Annotated in this window: 28 protein-coding genes and 1 pseudogene; 11 read left to right on the top strand and 18 right to left on the bottom strand. The window is 41.3% G+C overall.

Features of this window, described 5'->3' with window-relative positions:
• Positions 1 to 97 precede the first annotated feature (97 nt).
• The gene (locus K6Y31_RS20990; protein ID WP_233055004.1) at positions 98 to 613 is read right to left on the bottom strand and encodes a hypothetical protein; all 516 of its coding nucleotides are present in this window, start codon (positions 611 to 613) and stop codon (positions 98 to 100) included.
• A gap of 479 nt (positions 614 to 1092) precedes the next feature.
• Here K6Y31_RS20990 and K6Y31_RS20985 point away from each other — a divergent pair, with 479 nt between their 5' ends.
• Positions 1093 to 1335 (top strand): hypothetical protein, encoded by a 243-nt coding sequence (locus K6Y31_RS20985; RefSeq protein WP_233055003.1) that lies wholly within the window; start codon positions 1093 to 1095, stop codon positions 1333 to 1335.
• Between the two features lie 76 nt (positions 1336 to 1411).
• Here the strand turns inward: K6Y31_RS20985 and K6Y31_RS20980 are convergent, their stop codons facing one another.
• The 4 genes from K6Y31_RS20980 to bluB form a co-directional block, all read right to left on the bottom strand.
• Positions 1412 to 1690 carry a peptidylprolyl isomerase gene (locus tag K6Y31_RS20980; protein WP_232799507.1) on the bottom strand — a complete coding sequence of 93 codons (279 nt, stop codon included), beginning with the start codon at positions 1688 to 1690 and terminating at the stop codon, positions 1412 to 1414.
• Positions 1691 to 1881: 191 nt separating this feature from the next.
• Positions 1882 to 2421 (bottom strand): PhnA domain-containing protein, encoded by a 540-nt coding sequence (locus tag K6Y31_RS20975; RefSeq protein ID WP_233055001.1) that lies wholly within the window; start codon positions 2419 to 2421, stop codon positions 1882 to 1884.
• Positions 2422 to 2478: 57 nt separating this feature from the next.
• On the bottom strand, positions 2479 to 3060 hold the full coding sequence (locus tag K6Y31_RS20970) for a thymidine kinase (protein WP_233055000.1): 582 nt from the start codon (positions 3058 to 3060) through the stop codon (positions 2479 to 2481).
• Between the two features lie 62 nt (positions 3061 to 3122).
• Positions 3123 to 3857, bottom strand: coding sequence for a 5,6-dimethylbenzimidazole synthase (gene bluB / locus K6Y31_RS20965; RefSeq protein WP_232799510.1), 735 nt, complete (start codon positions 3855 to 3857; stop codon positions 3123 to 3125).
• Between the two features lie 141 nt (positions 3858 to 3998).
• Here bluB and K6Y31_RS20960 point away from each other — a divergent pair, with 141 nt between their 5' ends.
• Positions 3999 to 4832, top strand: coding sequence for a CvfB family protein (locus K6Y31_RS20960; protein WP_232799511.1), 834 nt, complete (start codon positions 3999 to 4001; stop codon positions 4830 to 4832).
• Between the two features lie 64 nt (positions 4833 to 4896).
• Here K6Y31_RS20960 and K6Y31_RS20955 read toward each other — a convergent pair whose 3' ends face one another.
• Together K6Y31_RS20955 and K6Y31_RS20950 are read right to left on the bottom strand one after the other, a co-directional pair.
• Entirely contained in the window at positions 4897 to 5175 is a 279-nt protein-coding gene (locus K6Y31_RS20955) for a DUF3634 family protein (RefSeq protein WP_232799512.1), read from the bottom strand.
• Positions 5176 to 5238: 63 nt separating this feature from the next.
• Positions 5239 to 6447, bottom strand: a complete 1209-nt coding sequence (locus tag K6Y31_RS20950; protein WP_233054998.1) for a tyrosine-type recombinase/integrase — start codon at positions 6445 to 6447, stop codon at positions 5239 to 5241.
• Positions 6448 to 7446: 999 nt separating this feature from the next.
• Between K6Y31_RS20950 and K6Y31_RS20945 the strand changes: the two genes are divergently transcribed.
• On the top strand, positions 7447 to 7800 hold the full coding sequence (locus K6Y31_RS20945) for a DUF3653 domain-containing protein (RefSeq protein WP_233054997.1): 354 nt from the start codon (positions 7447 to 7449) through the stop codon (positions 7798 to 7800).
• A gap of 177 nt (positions 7801 to 7977) precedes the next feature.
• On the opposite strand, the gene K6Y31_RS20940 is transcribed toward K6Y31_RS20945, so the two are convergent.
• The 10 genes from K6Y31_RS20940 to K6Y31_RS20895 form a co-directional block, all read right to left on the bottom strand.
• Positions 7978 to 8250: a hypothetical protein gene (locus tag K6Y31_RS20940; RefSeq protein ID WP_233054995.1), complete on the bottom strand. Its 273-nt coding sequence runs from the start codon at positions 8248 to 8250 to the stop codon at positions 7978 to 7980.
• A 103-nt stretch (positions 8251 to 8353) separates the two neighbouring features.
• Positions 8354 to 9730 carry a zonular occludens toxin domain-containing protein gene (locus tag K6Y31_RS20935; protein WP_233054994.1) on the bottom strand — a complete coding sequence of 459 codons (1377 nt, stop codon included), beginning with the start codon at positions 9728 to 9730 and terminating at the stop codon, positions 8354 to 8356.
• A gap of 1 nt (position 9731) precedes the next feature.
• Positions 9732 to 10127, bottom strand: coding sequence for a hypothetical protein (locus K6Y31_RS20930; RefSeq protein ID WP_233054993.1), 396 nt, complete (start codon positions 10125 to 10127; stop codon positions 9732 to 9734).
• Positions 10127 to 11659 (bottom strand): hypothetical protein, encoded by a 1533-nt coding sequence (locus K6Y31_RS20925; RefSeq protein ID WP_233054992.1) that lies wholly within the window; start codon positions 11657 to 11659, stop codon positions 10127 to 10129. Before K6Y31_RS20925 ends, K6Y31_RS20930 begins: the two co-directional genes overlap by 1 nt.
• A 116-nt stretch (positions 11660 to 11775) precedes the next feature.
• Positions 11776 to 11994, bottom strand: a complete 219-nt coding sequence (locus tag K6Y31_RS20920) for a hypothetical protein (protein WP_233054991.1) — start codon at positions 11992 to 11994, stop codon at positions 11776 to 11778.
• Positions 11995 to 12037: 43 nt separating this feature from the next.
• Positions 12038 to 12253, bottom strand: a complete 216-nt coding sequence (locus K6Y31_RS20915) for a hypothetical protein (protein ID WP_233054990.1) — start codon at positions 12251 to 12253, stop codon at positions 12038 to 12040.
• Positions 12253 to 12567, bottom strand: a complete 315-nt coding sequence (locus K6Y31_RS20910; protein WP_233054989.1) for a hypothetical protein — start codon at positions 12565 to 12567, stop codon at positions 12253 to 12255. The genes K6Y31_RS20915 and K6Y31_RS20910 overlap by 1 nt, the downstream gene beginning before the upstream one ends.
• A 63-nt stretch (positions 12568 to 12630) precedes the next feature.
• A complete protein-coding gene (locus tag K6Y31_RS20905; RefSeq protein WP_233054988.1) occupies positions 12631 to 14703 on the bottom strand; it encodes a replication endonuclease in 2073 nt (690 codons plus the stop codon).
• A 176-nt stretch (positions 14704 to 14879) separates the two neighbouring features.
• Positions 14880 to 15128 (bottom strand): hypothetical protein, encoded by a 249-nt coding sequence (locus K6Y31_RS20900; protein ID WP_233054987.1) that lies wholly within the window; start codon positions 15126 to 15128, stop codon positions 14880 to 14882.
• Positions 15121 to 15453, bottom strand: a complete 333-nt coding sequence (locus K6Y31_RS20895) for a hypothetical protein (protein ID WP_233054986.1) — start codon at positions 15451 to 15453, stop codon at positions 15121 to 15123. Before K6Y31_RS20895 ends, K6Y31_RS20900 begins: the two co-directional genes overlap by 8 nt.
• A gap of 155 nt (positions 15454 to 15608) precedes the next feature.
• Here K6Y31_RS20895 and K6Y31_RS20890 point away from each other — a divergent pair, with 155 nt between their 5' ends.
• Positions 15609 to 15965: a DUF3693 domain-containing protein gene (locus K6Y31_RS20890; RefSeq protein ID WP_233054984.1), complete on the top strand. Its 357-nt coding sequence runs from the start codon at positions 15609 to 15611 to the stop codon at positions 15963 to 15965.
• Between the two features lie 560 nt (positions 15966 to 16525).
• Positions 16526 to 18133, top strand: a complete 1608-nt coding sequence (locus K6Y31_RS20885; protein ID WP_233054983.1) for a GAF domain-containing hybrid sensor histidine kinase/response regulator — start codon at positions 16526 to 16528, stop codon at positions 18131 to 18133.
• Between the two features lie 99 nt (positions 18134 to 18232).
• Here the strand turns inward: K6Y31_RS20885 and K6Y31_RS20880 are convergent, their stop codons facing one another.
• Positions 18233 to 20431, bottom strand: coding sequence for a winged helix-turn-helix domain-containing protein (locus K6Y31_RS20880; protein ID WP_233054981.1), 2199 nt, complete (start codon positions 20429 to 20431; stop codon positions 18233 to 18235).
• A gap of 424 nt (positions 20432 to 20855) precedes the next feature.
• On the opposite strand from K6Y31_RS20880, the gene K6Y31_RS20875 reads away from it, so the two are divergent.
• The 6 genes and pseudogenes from K6Y31_RS20875 to K6Y31_RS20850 all read left to right on the top strand — a co-directional run.
• Positions 20856 to 21770, top strand: a complete 915-nt coding sequence (locus K6Y31_RS20875) for a glycosyltransferase (protein WP_233054980.1) — start codon at positions 20856 to 20858, stop codon at positions 21768 to 21770.
• A 1-nt stretch (position 21771) separates the two neighbouring features.
• Positions 21772 to 22449, top strand: a complete 678-nt coding sequence (locus tag K6Y31_RS20870) for an acyltransferase (RefSeq protein ID WP_233054979.1) — start codon at positions 21772 to 21774, stop codon at positions 22447 to 22449.
• Positions 22449 to 24209 (top strand): ABC transporter ATP-binding protein, encoded by a 1761-nt coding sequence (locus K6Y31_RS20865; protein ID WP_233054978.1) that lies wholly within the window; start codon positions 22449 to 22451, stop codon positions 24207 to 24209. Before K6Y31_RS20870 ends, K6Y31_RS20865 begins: the two co-directional genes overlap by 1 nt.
• Positions 24206 to 25948: an ABC transporter ATP-binding protein gene (locus K6Y31_RS20860; protein WP_233054977.1), complete on the top strand. Its 1743-nt coding sequence runs from the start codon at positions 24206 to 24208 to the stop codon at positions 25946 to 25948. Before K6Y31_RS20865 ends, K6Y31_RS20860 begins: the two co-directional genes overlap by 4 nt.
• A gap of 208 nt (positions 25949 to 26156) precedes the next feature.
• Positions 26157 to 26552 (top strand): annotated as a pseudogene (locus K6Y31_RS20855) (S24 family peptidase).
• 148 nt (positions 26553 to 26700) lie between these two features.
• Positions 26701 to 26818 (top strand): DUF4277 domain-containing protein (locus K6Y31_RS20850; RefSeq protein WP_233055005.1); only part of this gene is annotated, 118 nt, incomplete at its 3' end.

Genomic DNA, 26818 nt, shown 5'->3' with positions numbered 1-26818 from the left:
GCGCAATAAGGTTTTGCCATTCTTGGTTGGTGCGTCGTTTTCTCATCTCAAATCTCCTCATGGTTGGAGACTTGATCTTATTCTTCGTGCTAGGGGATTAGAATGCGGGGTTTATGATGCGCTTACGATATGCAAACGATTTCGCCACACTGAAGTCAGTTGACCATGATTGTCTCTGCTTATACTTGTCTGTCGTTAACTCAGTGTTGTGACAACCTCTATAGACAGTGACTAACTCACCTGCGCATTGGAACTCATTGATCTTCTGATTGATTATCACAACGGGAAACCAATTGTCTGTACCTCTATTTGTGTGTGCGTATAGGCATTTGATTAATTCAATGTCACTGTATACTTGCCAAGCTTTGAAACAGTCAAACATCGCTTGAAGAAACTCATTTAATTCAGGACTTCCAGATTCATAGTAGAGAGCGTTGTAGTCTGCGTCGGTTGCTTTTTTAGCCTTTACATCTGTCGAAACATTATATAACTGCGATAACCTATTGTAGATTATGTCTTTTTCATCATAAGTAAAACTGGAAAGCTTTTGGCTGAAGTGTTCCCAACATACTTTCATGCCTGACTTCAGGCAATCAATTACTTCTTGTTTCATAAGTGGTTTATATTTTAGTTCGGAGTGTGCATTATACATAATAGGGATATATCATGTCATATTGGGTAAACCACCTAATGGAAAATACTGATGTACTACTCACCCACGAATCAGAGTTGAGTCTATACAGGGCTATTTCTGGTCACTCCTAGCTCACTTTGGGGCAGAAGCGAGTTAGTAGTCCCCTCGGATAAACTTCCTCACAGAGGGAAAGTGACAGACTTTTTTGCAACCAACCAAACCCTGCTGTCTTCCTGTTGTAGTAAATTGTCATAAAAATTTTACCCTTGTGACTTATTAATGAAAACAAATGGTTGTGAGGGTTTTGCGGGGGCGTCTAGCCGCTGATTAATTCCGAGCATTGCAGCTTGCTTAAGCTGGTCTATTTTGAATGTTACGGCTTATTTCTGCCGAGGTGACAAGTGGCTTGTTTTAGTAAATGGCCGACTTGTTTAGGATCACTCTTTAGGAGCAGTAACATGCGAACAACACATAAGCTTTCCGATGCCTTAATCATGCTACACACACAAAAACAAACGAAACGAGGGTGGCTGCAAACCTATGTTATTCCTCATTCGTCAGTGAGGGTGCTGCAAATATGCACCTCTACACCGCAACAAGACCAAACGATGTGTTGCTTAAGCTGTTACTTTAATCGTAAAACTTTTCGCAATGGTCAGAGCTACGGTGAGATTGACCAAGAGCATTTTTTGATTCACTAAGGCAAGATCAAAAAACGCTCCGAACCGTGCATAGCACTATCAGGAGCGTTTTATGTAAGTAAACAGTAAAAACTAGTTAGCTACGGCTAGTTACTTCAAGTAGGTGATAACCAAAATCGGTACGTACTGGGCCTTGTACCGTGTTTACTGGCGCACTAAACACCACTTTATCAAACTCTGGTACCATCATGCCGGGGCCAAATTCACCTAATTCACCACCTTGTGCACCAGAAGGGCAAGATGAAAATTGCTTGGCCAAATCAGCAAAATCTGCGCCATTTTCAATTTGAGCTTTAAGCTCGTTACATTGTTGCTCTGTTTCTACTAGGATGTGTCTTGCAGATGCGAGTGCCATATATATTTCTCTTATGTTTGATTAATAACAATAAAAGTTTACCTGATGCTCGGTGAATTACCACCCCAGTAATACGAGTTTCTGCCTTAAGCTTAACTCGGTTCAAATAAACATATTCAACCATAGAACATAAATAAGGCGCGAATTAACGCGCCCTGCAAGTAGTTGAACTGAGATGCGCTACCTAGCTGTTAGTTAGACTTTTTACAAAAACAGGTCAAAATGACGATACGCGTACCGTTTACTCGGCCTTCAATATGCTCAGGATTATCAGTTAAAGAGATGCCGCGTACCGCGGTGCCACGTTTAGCCGTAAAGTTAGCACCTTTTACTTCTAAGTCTTTGGTTAAAGTAACCGTATCACCAGCTTGCAGCACAGCACCATTACTGTCGAGAGTCGGTTTTACATTTTCATCAGGCATACCCGCCTTGGCCCACTCAAGTACGTCGTCTTCTAGGTACAGCATGTCAAGCATGTCGCGCGCCCAATCAGTTTCATTAGTTAACCGTTTTAGCTGACGCCATGCCATTACTTGCACTGCTGGTACTTGACTCCACATACTGTCATTTAGGCAGCGCCAATGGTTGGCATCAGTAATTTCACCTTGGTCTACTTGGCTTAAACAGTGGCTACATAATGTAATGTTGCGCTCACCTAAGTTGCTGGCCGGTGTTACTTCATAAACGGCTAAATCAGTTTCAGAGGCACATAAATCACATTGAGTATTCATAAATATTGATCCTTACTGGTCATAAAAGTCAGCATCACTGACTGAGTAAATATTATTTTATTTTTGGTATTGCTGTTGGTTGTAATGTTTGCGGCACACCGAAATGTACTTATCATTACCGCCTATTTGAATTTGTTCGCCTTGGGTGAGTACTTCACCTTCATCGTTAACTCTAATCACCATATTCGCTTTGCGGCCACAATGGCAAATTGTTTTTAGCTCTATCAACTTGTCAGCCCAAGCCAATAGATAGTGGCTACCAGCAAATAATTCACCGACAAAATCGGTACGCAAGCCATAACATAAGGTGGGGATTTTTAAATCATCAACCACTTTGGTCAGTTGTTGTACCTGCGCTTTTGATAAAAATTGGCTTTCATCAACCAATAAACAGTCAATTTTGCGTGATTGGTGCAGTGCGCTCACTTGTTGAAAAATATCCGTCGCATCATCAAAAATATGCGCGGTTTGACTCAAACCAATACGTGAACTGACTTTGCCGACTTGATTTCTGTCATCAATGGCGGCGGTAAAAATCTGACTGTTTAAACCCCGTTCATAATAGTTGTATGCCGACTGTAATAAAGAAGTCGATTTACCCGCGTTCATGGTGGAATAATAAAAATACAACTGCGCCATAATGCTACCGTCAGTTTAAAAAGCGCGTATTCTACCGTGAATAGGCTGTTGGAAAAACTGATTCAGGGCAGGGAATAGGGATAAACTTTACCGTCGTGCTCAATTTGGTTAATCAAATTTGATTCCGCTGCTGATTTTTTCTGGCCAAAGCGATCAAAAGAGACTAATTCTTCGAGGGGCAATCGATTCGCCCAGCCTTTGCTTTGTAGCTCGGGTTGTTCGAAAAACTCACTCACATAGCCAACACATAAATAAGCGATTGGCACCACGTGCTCAGGAAGCCCAAGAATGTCTTTCATTGCTTGTTCATCAATTATACTTACCCAACCAACACCTAAACCTTCTGCTCGCGCCGCTAACCAAAAATTTTGTACCGCGCATACCGTACTATATAAGTCCATGGTGGGAATGGCTGTTTTGCCTAATACCACTGGGCCGCCGCGCTCGCGATCACACGTAATGCACAAATTAATCGGTGCTTCTAAAATGCCTTGAAGCTTTAATGCGGGATAAAGTTCGCGTTTCTTTCCTTCAAATAATGACTCAGCATGTTGATTTGCTTTTACAAACTCAGCATGGATTTGTTGTTTCACGGTTTGAGATTGAATGACTAAGAAATCCCATGGCTGCATAAAGCCAACCGATGGCGCGTGATGAGCGGCGTACAACACTCGACTGAATATTTCATCGGGAATGGCAGTGGGTAAAAATTGTCCCCGCACATCACGTCGATTAAATATGGCTTTGTAAACGCCGGATTTATGCTCAGCTGCAAAGGGGCCGTTGTCATTTTTCAAGTGTGAAGTCCTTATTTCTTACCAATGATTATTAGGTTCATTGTGCAGTTACCATTGAATGAGCAATTTTACCCTACAAAAGTGCGCATTTTTAAATGGATAACGATATAATGCGCCGATTATTGCAAACGAGTACAGAGCATGGCACAGACAGGTATTTTCAATTCATTACAGATAGTAAAAATGGTTCCATTTGGGATTTATTTAGACGCAGGCGATCTGGGTGAAGTGCTTTTGCCAAGTAAATTTGCCCCCGCTGATGTCAGTGTTGGCGATGTCATTGACGTGTTTCTTTATACTGATTCTGAAGACATGGTGATTGCAACAACACAAAAGCCTTTCGCTTGTGCTGGTGAGTTTGCTTATCTAAAAGTGGTTGCGAATACTCAGCCCGGAGCCTTTTTAGATTGGGGTTTAGAGAAAGATTTATTAGTGCCGTTTAATCAGCAACGTGTACCGATGGAAGTAAATCGCAACTATGTGGTTTATGTTTACCGTGATGAGAAAACGCAACGTCTTGCCGCATCGACAAAACTGGATCGCTTTTTAGATAAAAAAGTACCGAAATTTAAGAAAAATGAAGCGGTTTCAGTGTTGATCGCGCAGCGTACAGATCTAGGTTACAAGGCCATCATCAACAGTACTTTTTGGGGCGTTATCTACACTAACGAAATTTTTAAACCTATCCGCGTTGGTCAAACCCACACCGCTTACATCAAGCAAGTGCGCAGCGACGGCCGAATCGATTTAAGTTTACAGCCGCCAACACATGAAATTGTTGATGAATTAAGTCAAGCAATACTCGAGCACCTAAAACGCAACGGTGGTAATAGCACCCTGAGTGATAAAAGCGATCCTGCAGTAATTTCTCAGCATTTTGGTGTCAGCAAAAATGCATTTAAGCGCGCCATTGGTGGACTTTTTAAAGCAGGGCGAATTGCGCTAAGCAAAGAAGGCATGAAGTTACTCGATTAAGTATAATTAAATAAAAACAAAGAGTTAAATAGTTTAAAGGAGCCGAATGGCTCCTTTTTTATGCTTACACTTTTTTCAAATTGCCTGAGCTCGATTTAATGGGAGCATAGCCACGCCAAACATTACGGCATCTTTGTTGGTAACCTTCCGGAATATTTTTTGAGAAGGTTAGCTTATAATGACGGCCTGATTTAACGGCGAATATGTCACCTGAAATCTGAGTTTGTCCGCTAAAAATACGCTCAATTTCTGTTTGAAAGTAAGCGGGAAACATACCGCGTTTAATTATTATCTGGCCATTTTTTACGTTAACCCAAATCGGAGCTGTGATCCTAAGTAGCATGGTTTATCCCTTTACTTCAGTAAACTTAGGATAAGAAAACTTGTAACCAGAAACAAGCAGCATTTACCGAAGATCCACTGATGTATAAATAGAAAGCGTGGCTAAATCACTATGACCAGCATTTTTCATTACTGTTTGCAGCGGCTGGTTTTGTGCAATGGCATGGGAAATACCAGTATGACGCAAAGAATGGATACTGAATCCCCGCAACTCTTGCGCTTCATATGGCCATTCTTCTTCCATTGCATTGGCTGTTTTATCAAACACATCATTAACAATGCCGCGAATTGCTTCAATTCCTAATTGTGAATCTAGCACGCCGGCGTCTCGGCCATGAGTGCCAGCTTGATGACGCGTAAATAACGGAATTTTTTCATCAGGTAAAGGCAACGGGCTCAAACCAAGAAATTCACGATATGCTTTTAAAGCAATCATCACAGGCTCAGGGCAGGGAATAATACGACTTTTCCCTCCTTTACTTTGCGGAATACTAAATACCCAAACGCCACTGCGGTGTTTTTTAAAATTGCTCATTAATGGTGTAAAGCCGGGACGGGCAGCAATTTCGGATACCCGAGGATAAAGATAGTAGAGCAGGGTAAACAACAACTTCGTTCGCTGATGTTTGTTCGGGTCTTCCTCTACTAAATCATCTACTTTCGCCGTGACATATTGCCATTGCACTTCACTTAATGCTTTGTCGCCATCTTCAGACTCGGTAACGCGGGTATTATTTACATTAAGGCGGCGAAGTAAAACCGCCGCAGGGTTTTTTTCTGCGTATTCAACATCAGCTAAAAATAAAAAGAAACCACTCAGTAAAGAAAGCTGTGCTTTAAGGGTGGCAGTTTTACGAATATAGCCGCCAGCACCGCGCAGAACAAAAGGGCGCCACTTAGGGTTTACTTGTACAAGGTCCGTGTCTTTATCGGTGATAAAGTAAGGATAAGAAGTCGGGGCGACTAACTCTTCCGGAGGGTCGTTACAAAAGTCGATAAACTTGCGCATCATGATTCGGTCAACTTGTTTCAAACTGATTTTTTGCACAAACCAGATCCAATTAAACAGAAGGTTGAGCTCACTGCGAATTGATTTGAAGTTATTTGGGCTATAGCGATTTTCGGCCAAATATTCAAAAGCTAAGCTGTATGAATAACTGGCATCAGCAATTTGTTTATCTAACTGGGTCACTAATGCATTAACATCAGCAAGACCCATATCAAGATTTTCAGCGTGGGGGAACAAAGGTATAAATTGGTACTGCGATTCCATCAAATACACGATCCGTATAATTAGCGTTATACGGGCCATTTTAACTGTATATAAATACAGTTAAAAGCCACTTCGCGCAAAATGATGACTTTATATGATTTTCTTGTCTTACCATGGCAAGCATTCGCGAGATTGAAGATAGATTATGAGGCTAAAGCAGCCTTGGACCACTCGTTTAACCTTATGAAACCATGCAGTAACCAGCATAAAGCACGCTTCATCAACAATAACCAGCCTATAATCGATATAAACGATGCCGGCGTGGTTATTGTTTGCCCATTGTGTTCTCAATTTATACAAAAATGGGTATTTAGTGTGATCTGTATTTTTTAGCGTTTCTCTGTGAAATCTGATGCAGAATGAAGGTCAACACTCACATTTATAAAAGTGTTCGAGGCATCTTCGCACGATTTTTCTTATTCATGATGCTTATAATTCATTTAGCTTCAGCTAGATGTGAGTTCGAGATAAGAAATTTATGCATAGCAACGTAATAGATGCAGTTATAGCTGAGATTAATTTAAGATTTCAAAATACAAGTGCGATGGTTACAAGTGAGATAATTTCAATTGCTGACACAGCTGGAAAATTCATGGCAGAAGCTTGTCGATGTTGCTGCACGTTTTAAATATCGAGCTTTGCTAGTTACGTGGGCATAGTTTAGTTTAACAGGCAGATTATTTTAACATTAGTTAGAGTGCATTTTTGAAATCATTCTGCCGAACTCGTTAACTTGGCGATTAAGATTTTAAGCTTTGAGGAACATAACCATTTTCATAGTAGCTAGACCGCGACTTGCAATTGCTTAAGCAGTACTTAGCCATGGATCGATTAGCCACAGCGCAATAATTTATCTGAGTCGCTGCTGTGATTGTGAGCCAAACCCTGCATACATACAACTGCGCATTATGTAAATATTCGTTAAATAATCGCTTAAATTGATTAAAAAGATTAAATAAATAAAAGTGCCCTTTTTGAGCAGTTTAGGGAGCTTTTTAAATGAAACGGACAAAAAACGGTATTTTCATGTTTTATGAATGCGGTTTTTCACTCGAAGAAGTATCAAAACTTTGTAACAGAAGTGTGACGACGGTCAAAAAATGGGATAACGGAAAACCTATCCCACGAGAGCTAAAATTATTAATGATGCTGGCAAGTGGTAGGAAAATGCCGAGTTTATCGAGAGAATGGGAAGGCTGGCGCTTTAGAAATGACCGTTTAATGAGCCCCTATCAGGACGCATTAACGCCTAAAAGAATAATGGCCAATGAGTTTCTGGCCCAACTGCAATTAAAAGATCTAAAGGGATTAGAGCGCAGGACATACATTAAGATTTTAATGGGTACACGCTAGGAGTGTTTTTTGTCATTCGACAGTTACTGCAGTAACGTGCTTAAGCCGGAGCTTTTAAGAGCGGTTTAGCAGGAATGAGGGTAAAGATAATGCAGCGGCTGGAGTGGGTTCCGCCGCTGGTTATTAAGTAAATTACTTGAAGTTTTATGGGGCGGCTTGCATGGCTACGCCATCGAGTCAGCGTATAGGGTTAAGCGCAGCGGCAAAACACCATTTCATTTTGTCTTTGCCTTTGGTTCTATCACACTTAGCGTCAAACTCACGTTTAGCTTGCTTACGACAGTATTTACGCTCTAGTGTGCCCTTCTTGTAGTTATCACATACAGTCGAGATATCAACATGGCCGTTAGTCTCGTACTTATATTCTATGTGATACCACCTGTTTTTAGCTTCGTACTCCCCAGCGAACGCGCAAGATGTGAAGAAAAAAGCTAATAAAAGTATTTTCACTTTTCTACCTTTTGATGATCGGGCTTATTAATTATATGAACGGGTATCATTATTTTATTGGTTTTGCGCGTTCTCGTTCGCAAGTCTGCTACCTCGAAACGCGCTAACCGCTAAATGCTGAGACTAGTCCAGATGCTTCTTGCATGTCAACTTGTTGTGAATGCGCAAATTCTTGTTCTTGCTCCCTTTCTTCAAACTTTTCAGCCTTGGCGCGGGGGTCAAAAACTGCAAAAAAGGCGTCATCAGAAAAATTGTTCTTAACATGCACTAGGCCGTGTCGCTCTAGCCTGAATGTATAACCGAGGGCGGATAAATCATCGCTGTTTATTTGGTGTTGTTCACCGTTTATAACCAGTGTGAAAATATAAAGGCTTGGGTGTGCGTAACCCGATAACCATAACTCTTGTGCGCCGAACGGGAGCATAGTTACGTTATTATTGCCAACAGCAGCATTCTGGAGCAGTACATAACGACTAGAAAGAGGATTAGTGTCTTTAATAACCGTAGTATCAACTTTAGGGACATTTTTAGCAGGTACTTCAACGGCTTTAGTATCAGGCTTAGGAGCATCTGCAATCTTAGAAGTATCAGCAAAGAAAATATCATATACCGATTTAACCAAAAAGAAGATCGAGACCGTAACCAGTGCCATAGCGAAAAGGATTTTAGGTTGTTTAAGGGGGCTATCATCTTGACCACTCTTTGTATTTTCACCCGTTTGGGTAGATTTATAAACTAAATGTACCCAAAGTGGGACTTTAGCGCCTTTTTTAAAGTGTTTATCAACTGTCAGCCCGTTATTCATGGGCTTATGCTGAGAAACAAGGGGATTACGTTTAGTAAAAATAAAGGAATCACGGTTGCGGTGATGAAATGCCCACTCGCAGGCACCTCTAATAATTTTGGAAATATCATTGATATCTGGCGTACCAAATACGAGATCCCAATTGTATTTTCGATGACGTTTAAAAGCAGAGTTTAGAGAGACTGGATAATGGACGTTACCATTCTCATCGAACATAGTTTCACCAGTATCGTCCGAATCAGCTTCATCAAATTCAGTGACCGTGAATTTTGCTAATTGATGATCGTACAGCTCTAATATCTCAGAAGGCAGAGAGTCGGAAAAGTAAGATATAGGCTTATAAGCCGTATTAGATTCAGACCATTCTTTTGTGTTTGTATAAATATCTTGTGCTTCGTCAATAATGCACATAGAGCCGAGCGGGAGCCAACAGTACCAATGACGCCACATTTCCGCGCGCTTGGCCGTGTCTGTACCAATCGAATAGATACGCACTAGCCTAGCTGTATCGGGGAATTTTTTTCCTAATCGCTTTTCGATTGTTTCAAGGGTTGAACAACCTTCGAGATTAGTAACAACAATTCTTCCCTGCTCAAGTGCAGGTACTAAATACTTTTGGACTATACGCGCAGACTTATAAGAGCCTGGCGAACCGTGCATGATAATAGCAGCCATGTTACCAGCCTAAGAAGTTAAGTACGAAACGGGTTATGTAACATTCAAAAAGGAATGATACACAATCGGGAAAACGGAACTTAATTAAGAAATAGCCAATGTCAGGGGGTATAGAACTAAATGCGGTGTTGATATGGGCCGTTAAGTTAAGATCTAACATGATGTGTTTAGCAACATCAGTTGCTAACTCAAGCATGAAGACAAAAGAAAGAACTTTCAGATAAACGGCAAATTCAATAGCATAGGCAATCACTCGACTGACTAGGTCGGGTATGCCAATAGTAAAAAAGTCAGCAATATCCTGTAGGTTTTGCATGACTTGTTCAAGAGCAGTGACTTCATCGGCCGCGAACGCGCTTGCTGAGAACAGAAAAAGAGTAAAAAAGATGTACTTCATTAGTTTGACCTCACTAGTACGATAGAAACACCAGACAAGACAACAACCAACCAGATAACGTGTTGCACGCCTAAATCAGCAAACTGATTCATGGCTTTGGCACCGAGATCCATTGTCACGCCTTTTATCTGTACACTATGTTGGTCATAGGTAGCGCTAAGTGTGCCAACGTCTAAAGATAGGTAGCTTTTAAAGTCAGTAATAATCGTGTCTATTTCAGTGCGTTTTTCGGCAGTTTTGTTTTGTATGTCGGTAATTTGGGCAGTGCCTAGAACGTTATCGAACCAATCTGCGCTACCCGTTGTGGGCAAGGTGTAATCTGGTTTAGGTTCTTGGCTTGGCGTTGGCTCGCTGCCATCATCAGGATTGCTTGGCGTTCCTACACCTGCGACAGGTTTATCATTAATTGTTTTCTCAATCGACTTCATTCCTTGTAGTAGGCCTTGTGTCTGTTCAACCAATTTAGAGCCCAAGTTCTGAAAGCCTATTTGCTGATTAGAGTCTAACCGAGTTAATAGGCTGTTCATTAGGCCGTCACCCTCGCCAAAAATAGGATTATTATCGTATTCAGCATCTAACCCCTTATGCGGGTTATTTGCTATTCCGTCCGGTTGACAGAAAAAATCATCATTTATGAAGCCGCAACCAGAAGGGAAAGAACCATCAGGTTTTATAAAATCTTTTGGATCTTGAGGGCAGAAACTTTTGCCATTGATAGCCCTACACCCGTTGGCCGTTGAAGGCTTATCCATGTCATTAGGATCTGTTATGCCGTCGAGCTGGTTAGTGTCGTCCATTTTGCCGTCACCATCAGCGTCGAGGTCATCACCAAAGCAAACAAAGTTACCGTCAATTGTGCCGCAACCGGGGCGACAAATGCCGTTAACACAAGCATCGTTTTCGTTAACGATACAGTACGTAGTGTTCCAGCCTACTCCCGTATAAAGACCACAATCTTTATCAGTGTCAGGCTCGGGTGTGGGAAAATCATCAGGCTTATTGCATGAGGGCCATTCTGGCGGCGTTGTCATGACAAGGCCAGTTAGGCCACATTCGGGGGGCGGTGTTGGTGATGGTCTATCACAAACGCCAGCGATTAAAGAAGGATCACCGTAAAAGCCATCTGAACATATTTTTATTTCACAATATTTTTGGTCTTCAGTGATAAAAGGAAACTCTGGGTTTTCGCAAAAGGCACCTTCATCGATAAGATTGAATGTAACAAAACCATACGATTTATATGATGTATTTAGTTGTGTACCGTTATAGGTATAATAGTCATAGACGCAAGTTAAAGAGAATCTCTTACTTGTGCTAGTTTCTGAAGCAAGATTCATCGTAAAACGATAGTTTGAATTGCCTGGGTATCTTGACTCGCAATAGTTGATAATTTTATCACTGTATGAACCATCACCCAGACAGCCAAACGTCGGATTACAATAGTCATTTTTAACTTTAGCTGGAATATGAAAAGGACTGTTTTCAAATTGTGAAGCATGTGAATAAGAAGAAAAGGCCGCAAAAGCGGCCAAAATGTATTTTAGCATTTTACGGCCTTTAATTAAGCGCTAGGCAGATACAACGCCTGAATAAAACCCAATGCAAAAGCAAAGACTAATAATACAAGCGTATATCAGAGCGGGGAACATTATTTACGTAACCATTGGACGAGCATACCAACACCAAAAGAAATGGCAGCAAGTGTCAAGATGGCAGTAATAACGGCAGTTTGGTTAGCATTAGCAGCGGTTGAGGCTTCAGTGATTTTAGCTGTAAAATCTTCAGCCATTACACTAGTACCAACAACGGATAGAGCTAAAACAGAAACTTTAGCGCCGTATTTTTTGCAAGAATTGTAGAATTTCATATTGTTTCTCTTTTTAATTAATGAACATAGCGTTTTATACTTTTTATTTTCCAAGCCACTTAACCAAACGGCCTAAAGCGTGACCAGAAAAAAAGGCAAGTAATATAGCCGTATTGACTTGAGTAAATACTTCAAGATCAAATTCGGAAAAAGCGCCAAGTAACATTTTATAATCATGCTGTTCTAAAACGATTAATTGGCAGCTTTCTGTAAAATCTGTAACAGATACAAGCTCAGGCGTCACAGATAAACATTTCATTATTTCTGAGCCGTCTTAGCGGGTAAATTAACTAGATGAAAGCCGTTTATTTGAACGTGCTTACCTGCATCATTGCCAAATGACATTTCTTTGAACTCAATTGTGAATTCGTGATAATCACCGCTTAGTGCTCTAAGTTGGTTAATACCATCAGCCGCGATAATGTTTTCATTAATGCCAACATCTATCACTTGAGTTGGTTCTGTAACCAAAAGTTTTAACGTCCCCACTTTCTTAGCTTCACCACTCTTAGGGTTAACCTTGGAAACTGGTTGAACATCTGATTTAGATAAAATCATGCCTTTTACAATCATGTGTTTTTCCTTTTTTAAAAGAAGTTAGACTTATTGACACGAGTCCAAGGGCGGCTGCGCCGCCTAAAAAGACTCAGTCAACCAATAGAAACGCATATTTTCGATTTCTTCACATTGCTCTAGATGGCGTTCGTAATCTTCTTCAAGCATCGCTTGATAAGCTTCTGCTTCCATCATTGCATCAAATTGTTGTTTAACACCGCGCATAATGAGGCGTTCGCCTTGGGCATAGGCGGCCTTATCCCTTATTTGCCAATCTTTAAAACGAGTTGTGATAAATATCTTTTCAAACATCAAACCCGCTGGCGTTTTTGCTTTCTTTTCACCGTATTTATTAAGATCAAATATTTCACCCGTTAATCTATCTATTAACTCGGGTACAGCGTAATGAACTGATAATTTACGGTCTGCGCGCTTTACATATAAACCGCCCATAGCTTTAACAAAGGCATTCCAATCACCTTCATCAGCCGCGCGGCGAACATTTTCTAAAGCAAAGTGTTCTTGCTCGTTAAATAATGGTTGCATGTCATCGCCTTGATTAGTGATTGCGTTAGAGAATTTTCTAAGCTCGCGCCATACCTGTACTGAGGGTTGGCCGATTGGTTGGAACTGTCTAATGCCGTGATCACTTGCCCAAGTGCGTATCGCTTGTGCAGCGTTCACAGCATCTAAATCAGTGGATTTATCACTTGTGTGATATTCGCCGCTGATTCCTTTAGAGATATATTTAGCGATATAACCCGCAGCAGAGCCGCGCTTTTTATCTATCATGGTGTAATGAAAGCGTTTAGTTTGCGCACCTAGCTCATCGGGGCTATCGGCCAGTAAGCGGCGGCGGCATATCTTCAACATCATTCCAACTTTTGAAGGTTCAACAAACAACATCAAATGCCAGTGGGGCGTTCCGTCGTGATGAGGTTCAACAACTCGGAAGCCATAGGGTTTTATTTCGTGGCGTTCCCACTGCGGAAGCACTGACGCCCATACTTTTTTAAGCCAAGTATGAGCATCAGAAACGGTCGGCTTCCCTGCCTTAATCCATTTATTATTAGTGTTGCCGTGGGCTTTGGTAGCGTGAAAGCGTGAAGGCGTGGTGAATGTTAGCATTAGGCCAACATGGCCTAACTCGTCTGCGATTTCTTCACAGCCGCGCATTCTTACCATCAGTTCAGCAATTCGGTTTCTAGGGTTAGATACCGATTTTTGAACCACATCTATTAAGTTTTGCGATTCTTCTTCATCGTGATAATTCACTAATAAACAATTTTTCAAAATTGATTTATTGCGCTCATCTTGGGCTTTCTTTCTATTCACTGATAAATCAGCCGAATAGGGTTGGACGCGCTTTTGAATAATGCCTGTTTCACGAGCAATATTAGCCAGCTCTCTAGCCTGTAAACGTCGTAGTTTTCTGTCTAGCCAAGTTTCATCAACGACACGGGGCGCAAAGTATTGAACACGTTCAAATAGCCTTTGCTCGTAGTCGTCGCCAGAAGCGGGAAAGAGATCAATTCCCCAACTTTTCAACTTATAAAATATTGAAATCATTGGAGAATGGGTAAAGTTGCCCAGGGAGTAATTGAACGTTAATTCTGATAGCTCAGTTTCGACAAACTTATCTATCAAATCAATGTTCACTTGCTCATGTTTGGGGAGTGTTTCATTGTGTTTGATTTGGTTCTGATTGTTAAAATTAGCAATCACGTTAAATTCATTGAATTCAATGTCAGCTTGCTTATTAAAATCAAGAGAGTTAACCACTCTAAAAAACTTCTTAGAGTGCAACTTAGCAAAGTTGGTCACTTCTTCTAGTGACCAAGTAAGGTTAAAACCGTTTCTATCTAAACGTTTTTCTAGCTGCTTCAATTCACGATACGCAATAGAAGCACTGTATTTACGTGATATGTTCATGTGATGGCGATTAAGCCACAATGACACATCAGGAAATCTAGAGCATAGTTTAGAGCAATAATTCTCAGAAACTTTAGTTCTAAGAACAGGGAAATCTAGAGCGGGTTTAGGCGCTTTGATTATTTCTAATGGTAAAGGGAGTCCGTTACCTGAAATAGTCCAAGCGCCGTTTTCTAGTATGGCAGTGTGACGGCCAATACGGAAAGTCTGATTATTCATCATTGCTTTCCTTATTTTGTCTTTGTTGGTGCCTTTTCTCTAATTTGATTACAAGCTTATTAAGATATACACAAAGTAGATCATAAAGCTCGTTTGTTAGTCGTTCTGTAATTACAAAAATCACAGTACAAAAAACTACGAGGGTAAAAATAATAGATAGGGTTAAGCTGTTTAGTAATTCAAGCATGAGAAGCCCCCACATAAAAAACACCGACTCGTTCAGTGCGGCCTTTAATGAGTGCGTGAGCACCGTCAGCAGTGGGGACAACACCACCGCCAACAGTGCCCACGGCTGGACTCGCTTTAAAAAAAGGTAAATCAATAATAGAGATGTAAGTGAGTGCTATTGCGTAAAACACAATAGCTATAAAAAGTGCTGATGAAAGTGTCTCACTAAGAGGTACTTCAAGACCAGTAAGTTCAATCATTGAAAAACCCCTGAATAACGGCTTCTTTTGAATCAGGAGTAAATAACAAAGTATTGTAATTTATTGGTTCGGGAACAATCTCACGAGTAGAAGAAACAGACCAGTCAGCATGGCAACGCGTATAAAGGTCGTTAAAGAAATCAAAGATAAACTCACAGCTTGAGTAATCGTTAATCTCATTAGATTGAATTAAGAACTGAATAGTCTCCGCAATAACGTTTGCTTCGGCTACTAAGTCATGAGCAAGCAGCTCAGAGCCAGTGAACGCGAGCTGATTAACTCGCGTTGTGTAGATATGTTCGTAGTCTTCGTGAGTAGTGTTCATGGTGTCCAGCCTTGAATAAGTGAGTCAGGTAACTTAGGTACAAGTTAGTGACTTTATAAAAAGACATCAAGTGATAAAAATCCGGTGATTGCGGTACTAACGAATAATGGCTAAGATTTGGTGAATAAATAAAAAAGATATAAATAGGGTTAAAAATGTACTCAAAACAGTTAATTGATAAGTATAAAGCAGTAAAAAAGCTAAATACTGATAGCGAAGTAGCTAAAAGCATGAACTTTAGTAAGACTCACATATCAGAAATAAAAAGAGGTGTAAGAGAATTTACTGATGAAACAGCGATTTACATTGCTAAAGAATGCGGTCTAGACGTTGATCTTGTTCTAGTAACCCTAGCAATGGAAAGAGCGAAGACAAAAGAGTCTAAAAGTGCATGGCAGCACCTTGTAAAAAAGTTTAGTGAACAGCGCTATGCAGTACAGAGCCTTTTCGTGGCTGGTTTTGCGTTGTTCTTTACCGACTTCTCTAACTGCGCATTATGTATATTATGTTAAATAGGGTTTTAATATGGCCATAACAGTATCGCTTACTTCGTATAAATGGCCTATTTCCCAGCGACTTATAGTCACTGCCGTTGTTATCAAAAATTGGTTGGGTTCTTTAAAGTGATCAACCGCTGTTCAAGCTGTCGTGTTTCAAGCGTTAAACATTGGCAACGAAGACTTATTTTTTTCGACGACTTTTAAACAGACGTCAACGATTTGCTCATCGAAAAAAGTCCCTTTACGTGATGTTATCTCTTTCAATGCTGCATCGATGCCTAATGTGGGACGATATGGCCGATGGCTGCTCATGGCTTCAACAACATCGGCAACGGCAACAATTTTTGTCTCCTTTCATTCCTTTCAGATATATCGAGTACCGTTAAAGCTCCCTGTTCTTTTATATTATGCTTTGTGTGTGTCACCTTTTTCATTTTATTGATTGTTAATTGTAGATGGACAACTGTTCAATAAATACTAAACTAATCAATACGATATTATTACGTTTTGTAGAAATATCAGGTCCTCTCGCACAAGCTCCATTGATTGTGCCTTTTGGTGTCGGAGCAAACATGAAATCAGCTATTAAGCCTAGTAACGAAATTGAACGCGTCAAGGCATTGTTTGAATATGATATTTTAGATACCCAAGCCGAGAGCGTGTTTGATGACTTAACTGAGTTAGCGTCTGAAATTTGTGAAACACCTATTTCATTAATTAGTTTGCTTGACCCAAAACGGCAATGGTTTAAATCTAAAGTAGGTTTAACTGCTAATGAAACGAGCCGAGACATTGCTTTTTGTTCCCATGCTATTTTACAGGATGACGTATTTGAAGTATCAAATTCGTTAAAAGATGAACGATTTTTTGATAATCCCCTTGTCATTGGCGGACCTGAGATCCGTTTTTACGCCGGCATGCCTTTGAAAACCCCCGCAGGGCATAATATTGGCACTTTATGTGTAATCAGTGATAAACCAAAAAAGTTATCCCAACATCAAAAGAAAGCACTAAAAATTTTAGCTCGAGAGGTTATTTCACAGCTGGAATTACGTCTACAAAACAAAAAGCTCAATCTTGCCAATAATTTTAAAACGCAATTTTTATCCAATATTTCACATGAAATACGTACACCACTCAATGCCATTATCGGTCTATCAGATTTAATGTTACAAAACAATGAATTGAGTAATTTCAATACAAAATCGCGAGCGTATATTGAACAAATTTCCTTAAGTGGTGAGCAATTGCTTGGCATTATTAACTCGGTACTAGATTTAGGGAAGATTGAAGCCGGTAAGATGGAACTAGAACTCTCCCCAATTAATGTCGCAGAGGTTATTAATAATGCCGTGGTTTCACTGGAGTCTATTGCCCTTAAAAAAGGCGTCAACATTTATGTCGATAAATCATCTTATAGCCCTACTCTGGCTTGCCTTGATCGAACTAAATTCTCGCAGGTGCTGATCAATATACTAAACAATGCAATTAAATTTACTCCCGCGCACAAACGCGTCTGCATAAAGTACGTTTATGAAAATGAAAGTTTATGCCTTAGTGTCATCGATCAAGGCATTGGCATCTCAGCGGAACATCAGGCTAGGCTCTTCAATCAATATATGCAATTAGGCTCCAGTACTGGAGAAGGAACAGGCCTTGGCCTTTATATAAGCAAGAACCTGGTTGAGCTTATGGGAGGTAGTATTCACATTTGCAGTGAAGTTGGCCAGGGCACCCAAGTTGATATTACTTTACCTTTTATTCCACTTGAAGATGAGCACTTAGAGGCGCCAAAAGAGCAGCAACTAGCGCTTCCCCCTGTACAACATATATTGGTGGTTGAGGATAACAAAGTAAACCAAATGGTACTGGTCGCCATGCTTGATAAATTACACATTCGCAGCACAGTTGTTGATATAGGTGAGGCTGCTATTTCAGCAGTAAAACAAACAAATTTCGATGTTATTTTGATGGATATTAATTTGCCGGGAATCGATGGTATTCAGGCAACCCTTGAACTTAAAGCATTAAATTTCACAGGCAAAATCATTGCCTTGACAGCTGATATTTTTCGCAGCAATGATGAAAAAGCGTTATTCAATGAATTTTTAACCAAGCCGATCCAAATTGATAACTTAAGTGAAGCCCTTAATCAACAAATTAGCCCCATTGCGAATTAAAGTTAAGCCGCTTAAACCATTTAATTGTTAACACCTCCTCTAAACGTAGCGTTAACTACCATTAAGTAGAGGCTGCTATTCTCGCCATTATAAATGGCTTCAATGGTGTTTATTTAACTCTGCTTGTGCGATTAATGCCGTAAACTCTTCATTTTCATGTAACGAAGTAAGCACGACATCATGTTTTAAGAGTGTTGCTTTACTATAACCATTCCCCACTGCTTTTTTAAGGGAGCGCAGCGCCATATTATGGTCATTCAAACTGTATAGTCTGGCGCGATAAACGTTAAGGTGCGATAGCTTTACCCCGTTATTATTATATTCTGAGATTTGCGCTAAGCCTTGCTGCCTTATTTGTGCCGCTTCAATTGGGCGATTTTCTTGCTCTAAGCTATAGGCTAGGCTGCCGTAATAAAAAGCGCTACTTAATGCTAGTTGGTCATAAGAACGGTTAACTGTTTGTAAAGCTGATCGAAGTTTATTAATCGCTAATTTGTAGTTACCTGCATACATGGCAGAAATACCATAGATCGCCAATGTTGTAGGTGTTTCTTTTTGCTCTGAATGCTTTAATTGATTGTCTTTTACTAACGCCAATAATTGATTCTGTTGGTTTTGGGCTAAGTAGACCGCCTCATAGGCTGAAAAGGTTTGACTAATAGGCCGTTCATTTAGTTTTGTCAGGGCTGCCCTTGCCTCATCAAACTGACCAAGATTAGCTAAATTGATACTTTGATAAACCCAAATATGGTGTTGGTTTGGCGTGATTTCCAGCCTTGTTTTGCCCCAATGGTATGCCATTTCGCTCTGCCCAACCGTCGTTGCCGTAGCAATGGCTAGCGCTGAATAATAATAAGGCATGGGTTCATGTAGCAGCGCGTCAATCAGCTTTATGTTCTTTTTTAGCTGTCCACTTTGCAGGCCAATTATCGCTTTTAGAAACGCCAAACGATTACTTTTCCCTACCTGCTGCTGCGCTTCAAGCAACGCTCGTTTAGCGTGATTAATTTGATATTCAGCTAAATAGCTTTTGATAACCATCAAATGCGCAGCCAAGTTTTTTTGGTCGTTTTTTAAAACCGTCTCTGCGCTGCGCCTGGCTTCCGCATAGTCATCGGCTTGCAACTGGACGTTGGCTAACGCCATCAGTGAATCAGCTGACTCGGGCGTGAGACTTAATGAGCGATATAAATGCTTTTTCGACAATTTTAACCATATCGGGTTGTCATTTTCGCCTGAGTATTTTTCTAGATATAGTGCCGATAGTGCCGCAAATGCCCGACTGTCTTGGTCATCAATACTGGTTACTATTGATAGAATATCAATGGCTTGTGCAGTTGTTTCAGGTGTATAGTTACGCCAAACCTGCTGCGCCTTTAAGTATAATTCGTCGGTATTTTTAACAATAATTTGTTCATTTTTTAATTGCGCTAACATCTCTTTCAATAGTACTAGCTGAGTTTGTTCTAACTGCTGCCATGAGAGGTCGCTGCCACCTGACCAAATTTGTATCCCATCCTTGCCTCTAATTAATGATATTTCTAAATGGTAATTACCGGAAGGTAGGCTATCTACCTGCCCTTCAATCAAGTAGTCTGCGGTAAGTGCATCGGCAATCTCTATTGCTGAGAGATCTTTTTTTGCTAGCGCAGCACTTGAGGTGTGCGACACGATACGTAGGTTGGTTGAGCGATTTAATAAATTGCTTAAATCCCAAGCACTGGCCTCAGCCAAACTTCGTTGGCCCTCGCTCTCGGTATTATTCGTAAAGGGCAGTATTGCTATGGTACTTGCTTGAGCCATCTTACTGGTGCGATAAAAGGATTGAATGATAATAAGCAACAACACTACGAATGTAATGGCCATAAGTTGAATTTTTCTGCCGTGAAACATTGCACTGTTGCTAATGTATTGGCCCTTGCTTGCTTCGGTAGGTCCTTGGGTAATCCCGGCACGCTCTTTATTGGCTGCTTGCGCTGTGCCATCAACATATTTTTTGACCTGCGCGATGAGCTTATAGCCTTTTTTTGGCACTGTACTGATGTAGCGCGGATTACTGGCTTTGTCGGCTAATGCTTTTCGCAATTGTGCTATGGTTTGGTAGATCGAGGAGCCTGTCACAACGCGATTTTGCCAAACATTTTCAAGTAACTCGTCTGTACTGATCACCTGACCCGGTCGCTGACAAAAATAAATGAGCAAAGCCATTACTTTTGGTTCAATTGTTTTTTTTTGTTGCTGATTGATGATCGTATTTTCACTGGCAATAACCAGCCAATCGCCTATCTTGTATTGCATAACCATCCTTACACCGCCAACTTAACCTTTTGTTAGCAGCGTTAACTACAGGGAGAATCTCAACTCATTTTCAGTCGCCTTGCGCAACGGCAGTTTTACGTTAATGTTGTGAAACTTTTAAGTCAGGCATTGCCGACAGTTTCAGCTCAATGATTGCGTTCAGTTTTTTTTTATATTGTTAAGCATTATGTCTCAGTTAACTAAAAATACCTAAATATTTCCTCAGTACCCTCTCAGAAATGCATTTAATTCATTGTTTTTATTGATATAAAAATTCATTAGGCAACGCTTACATTTTCATTAGGACTTATAATATTTAACTCAATAAGATCAACTCGTTTGCTATGTAAACATACCCATTTAACTTTTAAAGGATTTATAAGTTAATCATAACCAAGGATGAGTAGACTGAAGGTATAACAATATGTCGGCTCAAAATGTTCATCAACGTAAACAGATCAGTGTCATTATTCCTACTTACAACCGCGCAGAGTTGTTAAGGCACACGCTTATTTCTCTGCAGCATCAAACACTGTCTAATGATTTTTTTGAGGTCATTGTCGTTGACGATGGCTCAGTGGATCACAGTGAAGCGGTATGTCAGGACTTTTCATCGCTGCTAGACATCAAATACTTCCATCAACAAGATAAAGGCTTTCGCGCCGGTAAAGCACGTAATATCGGAGCGGCAATTGCAGAGGGTGATTACTTAGTTTTCATCGACACCAGTGTCGTGCTTGCCAGTCACGCACTAGCTAAGCATTTGGCGACACATCAATCATCCCCTACTCCGATCAATATTATTGGCTATGTGTATGCGTTTGGTTTACGCGGCAATGATGTTGACCCCGTGATCCCAATGATGAGTAGCGATAATGCGGATGCTAGCTTAGCTTATCTTAAAGACATTTCTGCGCTGGATCAGCGCGAGCCCCAATACCAATTAATGGGCTCAGATTTAAGCCGCTGGCCAGCTGCCTTTGATATTTTCTGGACCTGTCATGTGTCCGTTGAACGTAAACTTTTTATTCAAGTAGGTGGCTTTGATGAGAGCTTTACCTCATGGGGCGGTGAAGATGTCGATTTAGGTATTCGCTTGTTTAAAGCCGGCAGTCAGTTTCATTTAGACCGCGATATTTGTTCTTTTCATTGGCCTCACCCTGAAGAAGGTGAAGAAAATAAGAATGAACAAGGCGTGAATATTGCGCAAGATTTACATAAAAAATACCAACTGTGGGAAACCAGCTTTTATGGAGATCTCTACGGTGAGCCTAATATGTCGTTAAACGAAGTGATTGCGCGTTTTGGTGGTCGCTCGCAATTGGAGTTGGTAGGTTAATATGGCCAATTATCAGTATCACTTTGTTTCTCGTCCTGATCAAATGGACGACAATATTGACTTATTAGTGGATAGGTTACATCAAGCAAAGGTGAAACTAGGAAAGCTAGGCTACATTGCTGGCATCCCCCGTATCGCTTTTAGCCAAGTCACCGATGAAGGGCTGCCAGACAGCCCGATTAACTTAGCTGATTTTAGTGAGTCAATTGAGTTAGGCAACCACTGCTACCTTGAGTCCACCTGCACGCCTGCTTTTCACAGCCAAGCGGTGAAGCTTACCGTGGTTAAGTGCAATCAAGGTGTCAGCGGCAAAATTGTAATAGGCGATAATGTGCAGTTACAAGGCACGGCAATTATTGCCTATGATCGCGTCACCATAGGTAATAACGTGGTGTTCGGCCCGATGGTTACTGTGATGGATTGCAGTGGCCACACTCTCACGGGTCGCGGTCAAGCGGGTGAAGTAGCTAAGCTTAAGCCAAAAGCCGTAAGCATAGGTGACAACGTTTGGATAGGCGCCAACGTAATGATTTTAAAAGGCGTTACCATCGGCGACAATGCGGTTATCGGCGCGGGCAGCGTGGTCTATGAATCCATTCCTGCCAATGCCATCGCGTTAGGTAACCCTGCCAAAATTGTAAAACATATCAGCCCTGATTATATTAAGGCCGCTTCATAATGGAATTTATTAATCAAATAGGCTGGTTTATTAAGCTACATCAGTGGCGTTATATATCGATTTTTATGGCGATCGTGGCCGCGTCAGTGTGTAGTTTAATTCCGCCTTTATTAATCGCCAGTTTAGTTGATCAACTGGCTAAATCACAGAGCGTTAACCTAGTTGACCTATGGCCGACATTAGCGCAGTTGGTTGCGTTAGCCATTAGCACCTACTTATTGCGTTTCTTCTGGCGTTATTATTTGTTTGGCAGTGCGTTAGAGTTAGAGCGCAGCTTAATGGTACAGCTTTATAGCCATTGCTGTCGTATGCCAGGCCCATTTTTTCAGCGCCATTCTAGCGCCAAATTACTTAACCACCTTAACTCAGATGTTAACGCGGTGAGTCAAGGGGTTGGCAATGGGGTGATATTCTTTGTCGATGCCTTTGTCATGTCTAGCCTCGTTTTAGTGGTGCTCGCGACGCAGATAAGTTGGCTGTTAACCTTAGTTGTGTTGCTGCCCTTGCCTATTTTGGCGCTCTCGATTAAACGCTATGGTCAACAAATGCAATCTCGACTTGAACAATCCCAGTATCAACTTGGTTTATTTTATCAACAGATACAGCAAACCGTTAATGGCATCAGTGTGATTAAAGGCCATGCTTGCCAAGGTGCCTCTCAGCAACAATTTGATCATCAGCTAGCGCAGTTAACGCAAGCAAACATTGATCAAGCCCGTGTTGAAGCTAAATACGAGCCGACCACGGCGATGGTCGCTGCCGGCAGTTTTTTTCTTACCTTGAGTGTGGGCAGCGTATTAGTCGCGCAGCAACAAATTACCTTGGGCGAACTGCTCGCTTTTAACCTTTACTTGGGTTACTTGATTTGGCCGATGAACGCGTTCGGCTTTTTGTTCAGCACCTTAACCATGGCCAGTGTTTCGATGAAACGCATTGATCAGGTACTCAATGACGACCAGCTCGGTTATGCCTCCCAATCGCCAACCGTGCCCACGCAACAAACAACCTTGATAAAGTTAGATGTGGAGTATTTTTCTCATCATAATCATCAAGTTGCCAATGAAGATAGCTTTGCTGAGCCAGACCAAGCAGCACTGTTATTTAAAGACGTGCACTTTTCGGCGCAGCGCGGCCAAATTCAAGCCATTGTTGGCCCTGTTGCGTGCGGCAAGTCGAGCCTGCTACGTTTGCTGTTAGGCTCTTCCATGATTGAATCCGTGCAGCGTTCATTACACCCCGATGCCAATATTGCCTATGTGCCACAAGATTGCGCTTTGTTTACCGGCACTATCCGAGAAAATATTGCTCTCGGTGCGCCCGATGCGAGCTTTGAACAAATCAAAAATGCCGCAAGCTTAGCCTGCTTAAGTAAAGACATCGACACCTTTGAGCTAGGTTATGACACTCAGGTGGGTGAGCATGGCAGCCAACTATCAGGCGGGCAAAAGCAGCGACTTGCCATTGCCAGAGCGTTGCTCACACAAGCGGATATTTTACTGCTAGATGACAGCTTATCTGCCCTCGACAACGCCACTTGTAGCCAGCTACTGTTTAACCTTAAATGCTGGATGGCGGGGACTAAAACGGTTATTTTAGCATCCAGTCGGTTTGATTTACTCAATCATGCAGATAAGATTTTATTACTGCGCCCTGAGCACCTCCCCTTGTATCTAACTCATTCAGAGTTACTCACTCGCGATAATTGGTATCAGCAACAATATCAACATGCCAGTGCGACTGAAGGGGGCATTAAGCCATGAACACATCAGTTATTTTGCGCTTATTGAAGTACGGCTTAAACCATAAAGCTATCTTAGTTCAAGCGTCTTTATTACTTCTGTTAGCAACTGGTTTAGATATGCTAGCCCCTTGGCTAACCATGATTTACATCGATCAGTTTGTTGCGGTTGATCACTACCAAGTAAACACATTGGTGGGAATTGCGGTTATCTATATTGGCGTGATTATCGGTGCAAATCTATTGTCATATTTTCAATCACTTAGCTACTTTGATCTGTCTGCTAAAGTCATTGCAGAGCTACGCCAAGCCAGTTTTCAGCACTGTCTAAAATTACCTATGGCTTATTTCCATCAGCACAGCAATGGTGAAACCATCAATCGAATGACGCAAGATGTGGAAGCTGTGCGCCATTTATTCAAAAACATTATTGGCCGCACCATACGGGATATTTTTACTGTGATTGCCGTTATTATTTCGATGCTACTGTTAAATGTACAGCTGGCATTGGTTTGTATTGCTTTTATCCCTGTATTTATTGCTGTGTTTGTTGCTTATCGTCATTTTTCACTGCCTTTGCATCGAAAAATTAAGCAACAGTCAGCGAAGATTAATGGTTTTTTGAATGAAAGTTTACAGCAGGTTTTACTGCTGCAAGTATTTAACGCACAGCCACGCTTCATTAAGCGTTTAAACGATAAAGCTCAAACCAATATTGCGCTAAGCCAGCGTAATGTCACACTAGAGGCCTTATTGTTACGGCCAATGCTAGAGCTACTGGCTATTTTAATGATGGCAGCGCTTATTTTAAGTTTAGGGGCGATGCCAAGCAACTTACTGGCTTTTGGCTTACTATTCGCCTTTTTTGCTTACTTAGCGCGATTCTTTGAACCCATTATTAATTTAATGCAAAGCCAAGGCGAATTGTTGCAAGCAGTGGCGGCCGCTGAGCGTGTATTTCAGTTACTGGACCATGACATTGAATCCTCTGGCGGCTCATTGCAACTCAATCATTGCCCAACGATTTGTTTTCATCAGGTAAGTTTTGCTTATGTTCAAGGTGAGCCGGTGTTATCAAATCTTGATTTAACCATTGCTCCCGGTGAATTTGTGGCATTAGTGGGTCCAACAGGCAGTGGCAAAAGTACCATAGCGCAGCTGCTTAAGGGCTACTACCAAGCAAACAGTGGTCACATTCAGTTGGATCAGCATCTGATATCGCATTATCAAACAGACGGCTTGCGTAAAGCCATCACCTTAGTCGATCAAAAGCCTTTTATTATGCAAGCCAGTGTTAGGCAAAATTTATTGCTGGATTTGGTTCATCCAGATGACGCTCAGCTACACCATGTTTTAGCACAAGTTGAATTAGCCCCCTGGTTAGCCAGTTTGCCACAAGGCTTAGATACCTCCATTGATAATAATTCGCCCCTTCTGACGCTGGGACAAAAACAGTTACTGTGTTTTGCTCGTGCCCTGTTACAAAACAGCTCGGTTATCATTCTTGATGAAGCTAGCGCCAGTTTAGATCCAGCCTCTGAACAAGCCATCCAACGAGTGATTGCACAATTACGAGGCAAGGTAAGCTTATTGGTGATTGCCCATAAGCTAAGTAACATAAAAATGGCTGATAAAATCGCTGTGCTACAGCAAGGCGTACTGATGCAGCAGGGAAAGCATGCCGATTTAGTGAAAAATAAAGGCGCATATCAGCAGTTATTAGCCAGCAATGACAGCCCGCCGAGTAACATTGTTGCTTAACTGCCTTTACTAAAATGAGTAAATTAGCTTTCAGCTATTTACTCATTGATTATTTCTCATGCTGCCAGCGATCTATAGCATTTAAACCAAATATAGCATGATGGCATAAATAGGGGTAAGTATCCCTAAGCAATCCTTACTCATCTTGATTGTGCCGGTAGCCTATCACTGCTAGAGATAGCTGTACATACATACAGGTTTATTGCGCATGAAGATCATTCCTATCAAAGCAGCTTGTGGCATTACTGGTTTTGAAAGCCCGGCAGCCACTTATACTGAACAAGGGTTAACACTTGATGAACTGTTAAAGTAGCACCCCAGTGCTACTTTCATTGGCCGAGCGTGTGGCGATAGCATGCGTAATATAGGCATTATGGATAATGATATTTTAATTGTTGATAGAGCGTATCGTTATGCTCATTTAGATGTGGTTGTAGCTAACTACAATGGAAATTTTGTCTGTAAAATCATTGATGTAAAGAACAGGCGCTTGCTCTCCGGCAATGAGTGCGAAGCCGATATTACAATCCAAGAGCACGACGAATTTGCCATTGAAGGTGTCGTCACCCGCTCTATTCGCCTACACAAACCCAGCAACTTATAGTTGGAAATTTTTTAGATCCGTCATTCCGCAGCTAATTCCAGATTTAAAATAGTGTGATCGCGTGATCATTTCTGCGCAATTTTGCAAACACCCTATTGACCGCGATCCCCTATTTTGATCTATTACTGCTATTTAACGTTCGCTCACTATGTCTGCCCCTCAGCCTGTCATTAAACGCCTCGATCACCTAGGGTTAATTGCTGCTTTTTGTCACGAAATCGGGTTACCTCGTTTTATCGATCGAGCCATCCCTAAACTCTCGGACC

The organism is Motilimonas cestriensis (assembly GCF_021295315.1).
GTDB lineage: Bacteria > Pseudomonadota > Gammaproteobacteria > Enterobacterales > CBDFNC01 > Motilimonas > Motilimonas cestriensis.
This window is presented reverse-complemented; position numbering and strand designations above follow the sequence as displayed.